13 protein-coding genes are annotated in these 13,672 nt (G+C 38.7%); all 13 read right to left on the reverse strand.

What is annotated here, in order from left to right:
* Position 1: 1 nt before the first annotated feature.
* Entirely contained in the window at positions 2–2,602 is a 2,601-nt protein-coding gene (tssH, locus tag L3V25_RS00485) for a type VI secretion system ATPase TssH (RefSeq protein ID WP_237293568.1), read from the reverse strand.
* Between the two features lie 10 nt (positions 2,603–2,612).
* A complete protein-coding gene (icmH, locus tag L3V25_RS00490; RefSeq protein WP_237293569.1) occupies positions 2,613–3,386 on the reverse strand; it encodes a type IVB secretion system protein IcmH/DotU in 774 nt (257 codons plus the stop codon).
* Positions 3,387–3,388: 2 nt separating this feature from the next.
* Entirely contained in the window at positions 3,389–4,723 is a 1,335-nt protein-coding gene (gene tssK / locus L3V25_RS00495) for a type VI secretion system baseplate subunit TssK (RefSeq protein ID WP_237293570.1), read from the reverse strand.
* 3 nt (positions 4,724–4,726) lie between these two features.
* Positions 4,727–5,197 carry a type VI secretion system lipoprotein TssJ gene (gene tssJ / locus L3V25_RS00500; RefSeq protein WP_237293571.1) on the reverse strand — a complete coding sequence of 157 codons (471 nt, stop codon included), beginning with the start codon at positions 5,195–5,197 and terminating at the stop codon, positions 4,727–4,729.
* A gap of 2 nt (positions 5,198–5,199) precedes the next feature.
* Entirely contained in the window at positions 5,200–6,618 is a 1,419-nt protein-coding gene (gene tagH, locus L3V25_RS00505; RefSeq protein ID WP_237293572.1) for a type VI secretion system-associated FHA domain protein TagH, read from the reverse strand.
* Between the two features lies 1 nt (position 6,619).
* Entirely contained in the window at positions 6,620–7,618 is a 999-nt protein-coding gene (gene tssG / locus L3V25_RS00510) for a type VI secretion system baseplate subunit TssG (protein WP_237293573.1), read from the reverse strand.
* On the reverse strand, positions 7,582–9,354 hold the full coding sequence (gene tssF, locus L3V25_RS00515; protein ID WP_237293574.1) for a type VI secretion system baseplate subunit TssF: 1,773 nt from the start codon (positions 9,352–9,354) through the stop codon (positions 7,582–7,584). The genes tssG and tssF overlap by 37 nt, the downstream gene beginning before the upstream one ends.
* Before the next feature lie 2 nt (positions 9,355–9,356).
* Positions 9,357–9,794, reverse strand: coding sequence for a type VI secretion system baseplate subunit TssE (gene tssE, locus L3V25_RS00520; RefSeq protein ID WP_237293575.1), 438 nt, complete (start codon positions 9,792–9,794; stop codon positions 9,357–9,359).
* Positions 9,795–9,796: 2 nt separating this feature from the next.
* Positions 9,797–11,272 carry a type VI secretion system contractile sheath large subunit gene (gene tssC / locus L3V25_RS00525; RefSeq protein ID WP_237293576.1) on the reverse strand — a complete coding sequence of 492 codons (1,476 nt, stop codon included), beginning with the start codon at positions 11,270–11,272 and terminating at the stop codon, positions 9,797–9,799.
* Positions 11,273–11,306: 34 nt separating this feature from the next.
* Complete coding sequence (tssB, locus tag L3V25_RS00530) at positions 11,307–11,810, reverse strand: type VI secretion system contractile sheath small subunit (protein ID WP_237294314.1); 504 nt, start codon at positions 11,808–11,810, stop codon at positions 11,307–11,309.
* Positions 11,811–12,361: 551 nt separating this feature from the next.
* Positions 12,362–12,715: a 50S ribosomal protein L20 gene (gene rplT / locus L3V25_RS00535; RefSeq protein WP_027695678.1), complete on the reverse strand. Its 354-nt coding sequence runs from the start codon at positions 12,713–12,715 to the stop codon at positions 12,362–12,364.
* Between the two features lie 36 nt (positions 12,716–12,751).
* A complete protein-coding gene (rpmI, locus tag L3V25_RS00540) occupies positions 12,752–12,946 on the reverse strand; it encodes a 50S ribosomal protein L35 (protein ID WP_027695677.1) in 195 nt (64 codons plus the stop codon).
* Between the two features lie 173 nt (positions 12,947–13,119).
* Positions 13,120–13,671, reverse strand: a complete 552-nt coding sequence (gene infC / locus L3V25_RS00545) for a translation initiation factor IF-3 (RefSeq protein ID WP_237294315.1) — start codon at positions 13,669–13,671, stop codon at positions 13,120–13,122.
* Between the last annotated feature and the right edge of the window lies 1 nt (position 13,672).

The following is a 13,672-nucleotide window of genomic DNA, read 5'->3' on the forward strand; positions in this document are numbered from 1 at the left end:
CTTATTCAACCTCACCAATAAACTCGCCATCTTGTACTGACATCGAAACATGAGTAATCGCTTCTTTGTCGACTAGTTTATTTAACAACGCTAATGAGATAGGTGGTAATAATTGACCATCAATGATTGCCTCTAACATACGCGCACCATTTTCTGAACGGTTAGCACGATTTAATATTTCATCAAACAACTCATCCGCAATCGTAACTTTCGCTCCATAGCGTTGCTTAAATAAATTTTCTAAACGAGATAATTTACCTTTAATGATTTCAGATAGGACCGCTCGAGATAGCGGTAGATATGGAATGGTCTCCATTCTTGCCAATAGTGCGGGTTTAAAGAATGCAGCAAGCTCAGGGTATAGCTTCTGCTCTAACTCTTCTGGGTGCTCGGCATAGTCGACAATCGTTTGATAACCTAAATTAGAAGTTAGAAAAAACACCACATTCTGGCAGTCAATTAAGCGCCCTTCGCCATCGGCTAACTCACCTTTATCAAAAGCTTGGTAGAAGATATTTAGAACTTCTGGATGTGCTTTTTCGACTTCATCGAGTAGCACAACTGAATATGGCATCTTACGAATTGATTCGGTTAAAATCCCGCCTTCACCGTAGCCTACATAACCCGGGGGAGAACCAATTAAGCGTGATACGGTATGTTTCTCTTGGTATTCAGACATGTTAATGGTGGTTAGAAATTGCTTTCCACCATAAAGTTGCTCTGCAAGTTGAACCACGGTTTCTGTTTTACCCACGCCACTAGGGCCAACAAGTAAGAAAGCGCCTTTCGGGCGTCCTGCTCGTCTTAAATCGGCTCGAGCAGTTAGTAAATGCTTATGTACCTGCTTAATCGCGGTATCTTGGCCTTTAATGGTTTCTCCCAAAATATCGACGAGGTGAGTGATTTTATACAGCTCATCTGAATTCATTTGGTTAACAGGAACTCCCGTCCAGTCAGCAACCACTTCTGCAATTTGTTGAGCCGTAACATGTGGATGAACTAAACGGTCATCATGCTCAATAAGGTCTAACTGCTGGTATTTTTGATTAAGGCTTGCTTTTAACTCGAGCAGTTCTTCAACAGGTAACTCTTCTGAAGATATAAGCTGTGAGCGCAATGATAAAATGTCATTCACTAATGCCTGCTGAGTCTGCCATTTATTTTCTAATTCGCTTTTCTCAGCATTTTCAATTTCTTGTTGCGTTAGAAGCTCATCAAGGCGATCTTGATCTGGCTCTTGACCTAAATAAATGGAACGCTCAATCATTTCAATTTCAAGCTGTCTTTGATGAGCAAGCGTGGCAAGAGCAGAAATGCGTTTCGGTGGAACCGCTAAGTTAATCGCAATTCGAGCACATGCGGTATCTAACACATCAATGGCTTTATCTGGCAGCTGACGGCCAGAAATATAGCGAGCAGATAACTCAGCTGCCGCTTTTAATGCGTCATCAGTAATTAATACTTGGTGCGCCTTTTCGTAAACCGAGTTTAATCCGCGTAAAATATCAACCGCTTGGTCAATGGTAGGTTCATCCAACTTAACCAATTGAAAACGTCGAGTTAAGGCAGGATCTTTTTCAAAGTACTTTTTATATTCTTTCCATGTCGTCGCAGCAATAGCACTGAGCTCACCACGAGCAAGCGCGGGTTTGAGTAAATTAGCCGCGTCACTTCCCCCTTCTTGGTTACCCGAACCAATCAAGGTGTGGGCTTCATCAATAAAAATGATAATAGGATTACTCGATGTTTTCACATCTTCAATCACGCCTTGAAGACGTTTTTCAAACTCACCTTTAACCGAAGCGCCTGCTTGCAATAAACCTAAATCCAAAGACCAGAGATCGACATTTTTTAACTGCTCGGGGACTTGACCACTAACAATTCGCAATGCCATTCCTTCAATAATGGCACTTTTACCTACCCCTGCATCGCCAACCACGATAGGGTTATTTTTACGACGTCGACATAGAATATCAATCATCAAATTAAGCTCTTCATCGCGGCATAACACCGGATCCAACTCACCATTACGAGCCGATTCAGAGACATTTTTACAATATCGAGATAAATAATCCGAAGTGGATGAAGTGGCCGATGATGCATTACCTGATTGCGGTAAAACAACGTCCGTCTCACCCGAATTAGCTAAAAGTACATCGAAATCTTTTTTTAAGGTCTCTCGATTAATCGCTTCAAACACAGGAATAATATTCAGTGCTAGGTATCGGTCTTTACGTAAAAGCGCGGCTAAAAATATCGCACCAGAGCGTAACTGATGCTGACTTAACTCAGTAGTAGAAAGTAGCCAAGCTTCTTGTAGTAATTCTACTAAAAGAGGTGAAAAGGCTGGGTAAGTATCTAGTCCACTTTCCGTGTGATAGCTTAAACTGAGCTTTTCTTTTAAAGATAAAGTATCAATATTGGCTTGCTTTAAAATCACTCGTAAATCAGAAATAGGGTTATCAAGTAAAACATTAAAAAGATGCTCAATCGTGATTTCAGAGCTTTGCTTTTCAATACATAAAGAAGCCGCCTGTTCTAAAGCAAATTTAGTTTGTTCATTTAACTTAGAAATGAGCGTTGATAATTCAATTCGGAGCATAATGATACCTTTAAAGTAACTGATTCAATTGGGTTAACACATCGGCAGACTTATTATTTAGTACGTATAAATACCCAGAAAAAACAACGCACAAGCCCAGAAGAAACATTGCAAAAACAGACCAAACTGGAATTTGTCGACCTAATTTATATTTAGAGTGAACTACATGCTCGGTTGCTTTAGAAAGAGAGCTCGGCTCTGAATCGTTAAGCGATTTTAATAACTCGTGTAGCTTAATAATCACCCTTTCTCGCTCAGCAAAGCCATTTGAAACCACCTTGTATTTACCTTCGAAACCCAAGTTCAAGCAGTGGAAAATAAATTCCAAAAGATCTTTGTATCTCACAGGATCATTTTCTAAACGAGTCAGAATAGAAAAAACCTTCTCACCACCCCATGTTTCATCATGAAAACGAGAAAGCAGTGAATGTTGCGCCCAAATACTTTTTGCCCCCCATGATGTGCCCATGACCGACTCATCAAGAAAAGCGCACAATACATATCGGTAAGCCATAATGACCGAATGCTCATAGCCGTTTTCAGCTAATTCCATTTCAATCGCCGTCACTTCTTTAACTACTTGATGGTAAATGTCGGCAATAGACGCGCATTCCGAGAGTTGCTTTACTCTGAGTGCTAAACCAAATAATGGTGTGGCAACATCAATCAATAGGTTTGGATTATCACCACGTAAGGGAAACCAAAAATCTTGATCTCGGTCTATATTCTCACTCCCCTCATACAGCAACTCATCGACTGCAACATTGGTATTATTGGTTTTCATCATTAACTCCTAATTGCCCAAAATTGCAGGTCAAGCTCTTCAAATGCCCCTGCTACATGAAATGCAAATCCTGTTGAATGCTTTAAGCTTTCCCATGCAGGGCTAGTCTTATCAAGCTGATAGTAGGTGTAACCGGCGTGATACGGTAATTGACGCGGAGCAACCGGTAATGCATTAAGAGGAACACCTGGTAATTGAAGAGAAATAAGCTCTCGTATTTTTTCAACCGATGACACTTTTGTTTGCTGAATAAATAAACGGCGTAACTCATCAACTGGCATCTTCGCCTTCACCGCAATAATAAATTCGGCTTCTTCAATCAATTGAGGATCTTGCACTGGCGCAACCATCAAACCGTATTGGCGCTTATGCAATTGTATTGAAACCGCTCTTGGCTCAAGCACAATGCTTAAACTCTGGCGCAAATGGTGCACAACAGGCCAAAACGATTCCGCTGGATTATCGTGGTTATAAGCTGATATTGAAGGTGGTAATCGGCTTTCATTGGTAAACGTTGCTAATTCCCCTGCAATAGAGCTTAAACATTCAAATAATCGTTCAGGGTGCAAACCTCTTAATTCAGATAAATGCTGTAACTGTGGCTGAATTTTATTTAACGCCTGCAATAGCATGAAATCAGACACATCGGCCACACCACCTTGTGTCGGTGATGAGATTTGCTGAGCGATATTTTTAGCTCTTTCGCGTATAAGCCCAGCAATTTCACCTACCACACGATGTAAACCTGCATGACAGAGCACATTGGTATGGCAAGGAACAAAACTCTCATCAAGCATAATGCTGCCATCTGGTCTTTTTTCTCGAATCCGGGCGATCGCCATTGATGCATAAGAGGTTCTGTCTTCCTTTTCTAGCATCAATTGAATTTTAAGCGGTGCAACACTAACGGGCGTTGAGCTCCCCTGTATTGAATGAATATCGCGCTGCTCTTGAATTCTCTGTTGATAACGCCCTGTGCCTTTTTCTTCTGGCCAATCAACTTCTAACAAAGAATCACTGCGTAAAGGGATCGCTAAATAAATGATTTGATTCGCTAAGCTGGCGTCTTCTATATCAAGAGGATCAGGTAACAAGTCTTCCTGTGGAATACAAAATATTGATCCATCGGGCATAATGCCAACCGCTCTCTCAATCGCGATTCGACCAAATGCTAAATACTCAGGATTAAGAGATAGCTCTGTTACCCCGTATAAATAGGGGCTCACAGCCTTTGAGCGTTCATCCGCATAATACTCAAGATAACGTTGCTGTTGCTGAAAGTGTTGAGGCTTCATAAAAAGCCCTTCGCTCCAAATAACACGGTTACGTGTAAACATGAATTACTCTACCTTTTCTAAGATGACTTCGTAGTCGCGGAAATAAACCAGTAAATGATATAAATGATCTTTATTTATGATTTTTACTGTTTTTTTCCATTCACTATTATCGGGGTCTGAAAAGTGGACAACCACGCCGATATAATTAGTCTCATCACTAATTTCAAAGTCACTTATAAATTTAAATTGGCCGGGCGTTAAAGCGTAGTCATAGCTTTTTACAAAATTGCTTTTGAGCGCTTTTTTAAAGTCATCTCGAATTTGATGATAATCGGTCGATAACAACATTGAATCATCAACAAGCTCGAAGACTTGTATCTCAACAGGAGATGCAACCCCTTCTACGTTTGGGTTTACGCCATGATCTGCAAACATGCTAATGGTGATTTTTGTCGGCTCTGGCTCTGGTTTTGGATCAGAGCTACATCCCGATAAAAATGCCAACATGATGAGCGAGGAAAGAATAAACTTCATGCTTATTTCTCCAGTTGCATCTCTCGGATCCGGCGATCATAAGACTGTTCAAATATTTCCCAGAATAACTTATCAAAGCCTCGTTGACGGTTTGAGGTTAACTCTGAAAAATAATTTTGATACATATTCCATGCCCAAGATTCGGGAGCATTAGTATCCGTATCCCCTGTACGCTTATAACTATTAAAACGTTTAAGTAATACTTCTGGAGAAAAGGCCATTAAAATATGCTGCAACGCTTCTGATGTCGCTTCCTGCATGGCTTGATTATGATTGCGAATATTGTTAAGACTTTCCTCAATCGCGGCAGGAGGAGATAAGTGCACCATGCTTTTCTTATTATCGAACAGAGTTCTCATCGTCTCGGTATAGTTAAGACCAAGCCTTAATGGGTTATCCTCAATAGGCTGTAAGTTGCGGTTAATCACACCAAAACGCCCATTTTCTACTTGGCTATGAATATTCAAGATCCCTTGAATACACGCTTTTAAACTTTCACCAAGCTCTTCTCCCAATTTATGGACATCTTCTATTCCAGAACTATTACCTACTTGAAGTTCTAACCCACTTAGCAATGGACCCATCACTAAATGGCTATTCACCTCGGCGCTTTTATCCTGCATCGAAGTTTGAGCTAATTCTTGCTCTAAAATTTCCAGGTTATTCTCATCCATATTAAAGCTCTCAATATTTTTCGGGTTGTCTAAAATAGGGTCACTATTTCCGTTAATATAATTTTCTGAATTCAAGTCCATTTTTTTCTTTCGACCAAAACCCAAGATTTTTTTCAATCTCATTGAGGACGTCAGTTCAAACTCACTATCCGCTTGAGGTGTAATATCGGATTCTTTTTTAGTTTCATTTTTATTAATTAAAAGTTCCAAGTCATTACTAACATGATCATCAGATTCGTTACTGATACTCTTTTCTCTATCTAACTCTTTAATAGGATCTAAAAATTTCTCATCATCATGTTTTAATTTTTCGGTATTGGGGCTAGTATCCATGGACACTTCATCATCTAATAATATATTTCTACTTTTACTTATAAACTCTTCCAATGAATGGCTACCCGACAATTCATCATCTTCCGTTAACTTGACTCGAATATAATAATCTCCAACCCTTAGAGCATCTTTATGTTGTAATTTGGCTTCATTATCGGAACCTAATGGCATATCTGAATCATTAATATAGGTATGCCCGCACAAGTCTCTTACGCAGTAAGCGTTATCGATATGGAAAATTTCAAAGTGATTTTCATAAATATTATTTTCATCATCATATAGCGTCCAAACCGAATTATCATTCGAGCCAACAATGCCACCGTCAGCATCAAAGGTATGGCTAGGGTTCAAACCTGGCTGCAATATTTTCACATTAGAAACGGTTAAAAATAATTTGTTACTTCCTAGAGTCATTTTATTGCCTTCCTTGAATTAACACGCTGCCATTTCTATTACTTTCACCTAAGAAAGAGGTCCACCCCAAAGACATACCTGATGAGCTATTAATCTTTTTTAATGCCTCGTCATCCATAACCAGTTCGATATCATAAGCAAGCTGATCTCGAACTATGAATTCAATGAGCTTTCTTAATGGTTCAAAATTCTCACCTGATGGCAAAAACTCAGAAAATTTCTCTTTGGTTAAGTGAGAAATACAAATCGTAAACTTCCCACTAGCATCTTCAATAAAGCTACCTAATACAGTATCTAGCCCTAAGGTCATATTTTTCTTTCCTAAAAATCCCCTTTGCTCTTGCGAGATTCTGACGTCACGTATATTCCATTCTTTGATTTCAACTTTCGATAAATCAAAGCAATGTGCAATAATTCCCTCAACAACTTGAGGTGAGCGGCTTCGGCTTGCTAATAATCCAGAATAAGAGAGCATCTTACTCCAGTTAATTGGCGTATCTCCTCGCAAAGACACATCAAATAACCCTACTAAAGCAAAAACTTGAGATGAAAAATCATCTTCTGCACCTGGTCTAAAACGTACGTGATATCGATATTTTCGCCAAAGCCGATAAGATAGATTTACAATTCTATTATTAAAAAAATCAAAAAATGGTCTACGAAGTCCGCCAGGTTCCTCATTAACAAGTTGTTCCAATATATAGCCGGGAAGTGGTGATGCTCCGCCAGATAAACCAAGAAAGTTAGTCTCTAAACTCAACTTGCCATCGGAAAAATAGGTTAATTTAGTAATATCTGAAGGAGAAAATCCTAAACTAGGATTACCAGAAAAAGAGAGTCGACACTCCCTTTCCCAATCACTTTTTTCGGGTACATTCCCTTCAAATAAATGAACCAACTCAATTAATTGATAAAAACTAAAGTCATGCACAGATTCTGATAATCGATGCACCTCTAATTTTTCTAAATCAGTGGTTGCATCCCTACCTGTAAATTCCATGTATATTTCTCATTATTGTTCGTATTAATTACGGTTAATTGATGAAAAGAATTAATACTTGCATATAAAGCAAAAAATCGACTGAGTACGGTTCCAAATAAATACAATTCACCTTCAGAAGAAAATGCACTTTGATTGAGGTACAGCACCGACTCTAAACCTCTAACAGAGCGACCACGTATAATTTTATCAATAGGATGAGATTCAATTTTTTCAATTCCATCCAAACGCCTCTGACTTATCTTTTCTGCTTGTCTATCGACTAAAGCTTTAAAGTCATACGCTCGGAAAATACTGCACAGCGCATCTTTAGATAATAGAGATAAATAATTAAGAGATAAATTTGAAATCAATGTCCAAAGTAAGCTCCCATCAAGCACAGGCCTTAATGTCTGTGTAGGAATTGTGATGTTCTCAAAAGACGCAAATATTGGTGATGTATCCGTGGCTTGATCAATATCCCCGATGCTTAACTCAATAGGTAATAATCTATTGGTGCAAGTCAACTTTATTGATACTGTTTCATTGCATTGAATGGCTTGCTGCTCATCGCTACGAACAAAAGACAGCCAATTATCAAAGCCATCATTGCGAAGACTATCCCTAACTCTTACTCGATAGTAATTAGCAGAGCGATGATTCGTTCGTTCAATTTCATGCTGAAAACTTTCAAAAGCTGAATACTTTCTTCGCTGCCCTCTGATTCTTCCTTGCGCTTCTTCTTTCGTTTCCAACCAGCCATAAACTTCATTGACACTAAACACTTCATAATGAGAAGTAAGGCGACTAGATGGCGTGATTTTGTACTCTGTAGATTTGCCGGTTAAATCAATAGGATCTGAATCGTGATCGAATAGGTTAATAACCGGTGAACAATACAATTGAAACTGATCATTCGTTACTCGAACATCAGCAGGTAAGGTTTTTGAAAAAGCAATTTTCAGCTTGAAGCCTTCTACAATATTTTTAGGTAATGCTTTGTCTAAGTTATTTAAATCAAAGAAATAAAATGCATCTTGAAATGTTAAGTACTCTTGTAATATCCGGTAACCTGAATAAGCATTCTTTGGATATGGAAGTAACCCATCATCATCAGAAAAACCCACTGAACTCAACGACTCTAAAGGTATATTAAAATCTACACCTTTCGCTTCAACCGTAATGGCATCAATATAGTGGTTGAGCCATAAGTAAATCATCTGCGAACTATATTGATCCGAGCCTAGAAAAAACCGAATACTAGATAAGTTAATGTCACCTAAACTCATCGTTCCCTGAAGTTGGAAATCAAGTTCAATTGTCGTCGCTTTACGCGTGTGATGAGGGACCACTTTTTCTATCGTCATTGGATAAATAGTGAAATCACGACAAGTCTTAAATTGGCATTGCGTGCCATTCACCTCTCGGCTATTAATACTCGTACCTGCAGAGATAACTTGACCATCGGTTAAATTCTTTTTAGGACAGAATTTAACGATAGACATACTAGGGATAGGCCTTAAATAATTGGGCCAAAGCATGTTAATAATAGAATGCGTAAATTCAGGAAAGTCATCTTCAACTTTTTCACGTAAGCGCGCCGTTAGAAAAGCAAAACCTTCTAATAATCGCTCAACATCGGGATCAGTATTTTGACCATGTAAAAAACGTGATAATTGAGGATATATATCGGTGAAATTTTTGCCTTGCTCTTTTAAAAAAGTAAGCTCTTCCCGAAAATATTTATCATGTGCCATTATTAAAACACTCTGTATTTTTTATTCTGATCTAGCATTAAATCAAGTTTGACTTTTTTATGTATTGCTTGGTGGTCAAGCTCGGCTAAGATCTGAAAACGCAAAGAAAAAGCATCAAAGTTATCAAGTGATGTGTACACTGAAATATTCTTTAATCTTGGCTCATATATGTCTAAACACTTCTTTATGGCTAATCGGATTGTCATTGAAAGATCGGTAACTTCTAACGTCGCATCATTAAAATCGATTAACCCTAGTTGTGGACTACTCTGAGAGTCCCCCATTCTAGTATTTAGAATATTTGAAATATTATTCCTGACAGAATTAAGGACCTCACTTAAATTTGGTGCCTGAATAATATTTAGAGGCTTAGCATCAGCTTCCAAACGCTCAAGGAAGCTGATACCAAACGCACTGTCTTCTGGTGCGATATAAGCCATTACTACGCTTGGTCCAGACGACCTACGAGAGATAGCTCAAAGCTTGCTCCCATATACTTGAAGTGAGGTCGAACAGACATAGAAACCTGATACCATCCAGGATTCCCTTCAACATCTGACACTTCAATTTTGGCTGCACGTAATGGGCGACGGCTACGAACGTCTGCTGGCGGATTTTCTTGGTCAGCTATGTATTGCTTGATCCAACCATTCAATTCACGCTCTAAATCTTGGCGCTCTTTCCAAGAGCCGATCTGCTCACGCTGTAATACTTTAATATAGTGAGCTAAACGGTTAATAATCATCATATAAGGTAACTGCGTACCTAGTTTATAATTAGTTTCCGCTTCTTTGCCTTCTTTAGTATTTGGAAAAATCTTAGGTTTTTGGATTGAATTAGCAGAGAAAAATGTCGCATTATCGCTACCTTTTCTCATCGTTAAAGATATGAATCCTTCTTCAGCTAGTTCAAACTCTTTGCGATCTGTCACTAACACTTCTGTTGGAATCTTAGCTTGTAGTGCACCCATTGATTCAAAGACGTGAACAGGTAAGTCTTCAACCGCACCACCACTTTGAGGCCCAATAACGTTTGGACACCAGCGGTATTTCGCAAAGCTATCCGTTAAGCGACTAGCAAAAGCAAAAGCGGTGTTGCCCCATAAATAATGACTATGAGATGCCGTTACGCTCTCTTTATAGTTAAAAGATTTGATCGGGTTCTCTGTTGGGTCATACGGCACTCGTAATAGGAACCTTGGCGCGGTTAGGCCAATATAACGAGAATCTTCTGAATCACGTAATGAGCGCCATTTAGTATATTTAGGGCTTTCAAAAATTGATTTTAAGTCTTTCAAGTTTGGTAGTTCTTCAAACGAATCAATGCCAAAGAATTCAGGGCCGACACTTGAAATGAATGGAGCATGAGACATTGCACCAATAGAAGCCATATATTGTAATAAGCGCATATCTGGCGTTGAAGGTGTAAAGGCAAAATTACCAATTATCGCGCCTGTTGGTTCTCCACCAAACTGACCATAGCCTGATGAGTAAACATGTTTGTATAACCCAGACTGAGTGGTTTCCGGCGAGAATTCAAAATCTTCTAGCAGCTCTTCTTTCGTCGCATGCAAAAGATCTATTTTATTGTTCTCTCTGAAGTCAGTTCGGTCGACAAGAAGCTTCAAACCTTTCCATGATGATTCCATCTGTTGGAATGCTTCATTATGAAGAATCTCATCCATTTGAGAGCTGATTTTCTTATCAAGTTCAACCAACATCTGATCCACTAATGATTTATTAACTGGCTCTTCTGTACGGTTCGCACTCACAAGATTTTCAATGAAAGCCGCAATACCTTTTTTAGCAATATCATAGCCTTCTTCATTTGGAGTAATACGAGTTTGCGCCATCACTTCATCTAATAAGCTACTACGCTCTAACGTTGTATTATCAAGAACCTTTTCAACTGTAGACATAATCTTTCCCTAATTAATTGCTTTATATAATTGATTAAACGTCTTTATTAGAACTATTAACAAGCTCTAACTCGGACAGTAATCGATTACGGTCTTCTTCAGAACCTAGCAACTCTTGCATACGTTCACGGAATGCAGGAATATTTCCTAAAGGACCTTTTAGTGCAACAAGAGCCTCACGTAATTCAATTAGCTTATTTACTTCTGGAACCTGCGAAGCAACAGAATCTGGGGAAAAATCTTCAAGTGATTTAAACTGTAAATTAATTGATAGGTCATCACCTTTATCAGCAGATAATTTATTATCTACAGAAGTGTTAATACTGAGATCACTTTCTCTCATTACAGATTGAAAATTATCTTTATTAATTGAAATGGCTTTTCTTTCTTCAATTGAAGTATCTTCTGCATGCCCTTTAAAGTCACCAACCACTAAAGTTTTAAATGGCAATTCAATTTCAGACTGGGCATCACCAGTAGCTGGAATATACTTAATGTTAATTCTTTCTTTAGGAGCAACGCTTCCTTCCTTTGACATAATAACCTCTAACATGGTTTTAAAATAAAAACTTAAAACTGCCACACAGCAGATAATGGCGATCATTATGTATTATTTTAATCAGGAAAAAGGTAAAAAAAAGCGCTTTGAGATGAATATCAAAAATTAAATAGTAATAAATGAAATATTTATATTAATTAATAACATGTAAATAAAATAGCTACAGGATAGACAGGAATAAACTTACAAAATAAAGGGAATTAAATTTATATTAATATCATTAACAAGGTAATTATAGCTGCTAATTTAAAGTATGCGTTTAAAAACTATAAATACGTGAACTAATGTAAGTTTGAATCGAAAAGGTGATGACAAACTATAGGGAGCTGATGCTTAAGAAAAGAATCTGAACAGGTTGTTTCTAGTCGTATGGTTACGAAGAGAGGAATACCAAAGTGACTTAAAGTGAAGAATCGGACGGGTAAAGCCGTGAAAATTGAGAATAAATGGATAGTCGGTAATCTTAAAAACCAGACATAAAAAAAGAGAGCCTAGGCTCTCTTTTTCTTAATCTTAAAGACTGGTTCTAATTAAAGAGCAGCTTTTGCTTTTTCAACTAGTACTGCGAAAGCAGCTTTGTCGAATACAGCGATATCAGCAAGGATCTTACGATCGATCTCGATAGATGCTTTCTTAAGACCGTTGATGAAACGGCTGTAAGATAGACCATTTTGACGAGCAGCAGCGTTAATACGAGCGATCCATAGTTGACGGAACGTACGCTTTTTATTGCGACGGTCACGGTATGCGTATTGACCAGCTTTTGTAACTGCTTGGAAAGCTACGCGGTAAACACGTGAACGTGCTCCGTAGTAACCTTTAGCTTGCTTTAGAACTTTCTTATGACGTGCACGAGCTTGTACACCACGTTTTACGCGAGGCATTATGCTTCTCCTAAACTATTTGATTAAACTAAAAAATTAAGCGTATGGAAGCATACGAACAACACCAGCTACTTCACATTTTGGAAGGATGGCATTTGGACGAAGCTGACGCTTGTTTTTAGTTGTACGTTTAGTCAGGATGTGACGTTTAGTTGCGTGCTTGAATTTAAAGCCGCCACCAGTTTTTTTGAAACGCTTCGCAGCGCCTCGGTTTGTTTTCATCTTAGGCATGATGAATAACTCCGCATTGTATGTATTAATCGTTCTACGTGCTAAGTAAATAGCTTTTAAGACGCAGTGTTAATAAACATATCGGTTAATATTATGTAATTAGGGCGAATAAAACCCCGTCACTCACTGCATAACAGCGAATGACGAGGCTGTATTACTTGTAAGGCCGTTAATTACTTCTTTTTAGGGGCTAGCATCATGATCATTTGACGACCTTCTATACGCGTTGGGAAAGATTCAACCACTGCTAACTCTTCAGTGTCGGCTTTCAAACGGTTTAGAATGTCAACGCCAATTTCTTGATGCGCCATTTCACGGCCACGGAAGCGAATAGTTACTTTCACTTTGTTGCCGTCTTCAAGGAAACCAGTCAGGTTGCGTAGTTTTACCTGATAGTCTCCGATATCAGTCCCAGGACGGAATTTAATTTCCTTAATCTGGATCTGCTTTTGCTTCTTCTTCTGCTCTTTAGCAGCTTTGCTCTTCTCAAAGAGGAATTTACCATAGTCCATCACACGACAGACAGGTGGTTCAGCGTTTGGACTGATTTCTACCAGATCCATACCAGCTTCAAGAGCCGCTTCCATAGCTTCATTGATTGAAACAACACCTACGGCTTCGCCGTCTGCACCTGTTAAGCGTACTTCTTTAACGCCACGAATTTCATCGTTTAAACGATGCTGGTTTTGCTTGGCCGGTTGTTGGCCTTTTCTTCCGCCTTTAATA

Origin of the sequence: Vibrio sp. CK2-1, assembly GCF_021726515.1 — a bacterium.
In the GTDB taxonomy this organism is placed as follows: domain Bacteria; phylum Pseudomonadota; class Gammaproteobacteria; order Enterobacterales; family Vibrionaceae; genus Vibrio.

Bases quoted from the DNA above. Each gene is read 5' to 3' on its own strand.
- tssK (WP_237293570.1), bottom strand. From the start codon at position 4,723: ATGTTTACACGTAACCGTGTTATTTGGAGCGAAGGGCTTTTTATGAAG.
- tssH (WP_237293568.1), bottom strand. From the start codon at position 2,602: ATGCTCCGAATTGAATTATCAACGCTCATTTCTAAGTTAAATGAACAA.
- rplT (WP_027695678.1), bottom strand. From the start codon at position 12,715: ATGCCTCGCGTAAAACGTGGTGTACAAGCTCGTGCACGTCATAAGAAA.
- tssC (WP_237293576.1), bottom strand. From the start codon at position 11,272: ATGTCTACAGTTGAAAAGGTTCTTGATAATACAACGTTAGAGCGTAGT.
- tssG (WP_237293573.1), bottom strand. From the start codon at position 7,618: ATGGAATTTACAGGTAGGGATGCAACCACTGATTTAGAAAAATTAGAG.
- tssF (WP_237293574.1), bottom strand. From the start codon at position 9,354: ATGGCACATGATAAATATTTTCGGGAAGAGCTTACTTTTTTAAAAGAG.
- tssB (WP_237294314.1), bottom strand. From the start codon at position 11,810: ATGTCAAAGGAAGGAAGCGTTGCTCCTAAAGAAAGAATTAACATTAAG.
- icmH (WP_237293569.1), bottom strand. From the start codon at position 3,386: ATGAAAACCAATAATACCAATGTTGCAGTCGATGAGTTGCTGTATGAG.
- tssJ (WP_237293571.1), bottom strand. From the start codon at position 5,197: ATGAAGTTTATTCTTTCCTCGCTCATCATGTTGGCATTTTTATCGGGA.
- rpmI (WP_027695677.1), bottom strand. From the start codon at position 12,946: ATGCCTAAGATGAAAACAAACCGAGGCGCTGCGAAGCGTTTCAAAAAA.
- tagH (WP_237293572.1), bottom strand. From the start codon at position 6,618: ATGACTCTAGGAAGTAACAAATTATTTTTAACCGTTTCTAATGTGAAA.
- tssE (WP_237293575.1), bottom strand. From the start codon at position 9,794: ATGGCTTATATCGCACCAGAAGACAGTGCGTTTGGTATCAGCTTCCTT.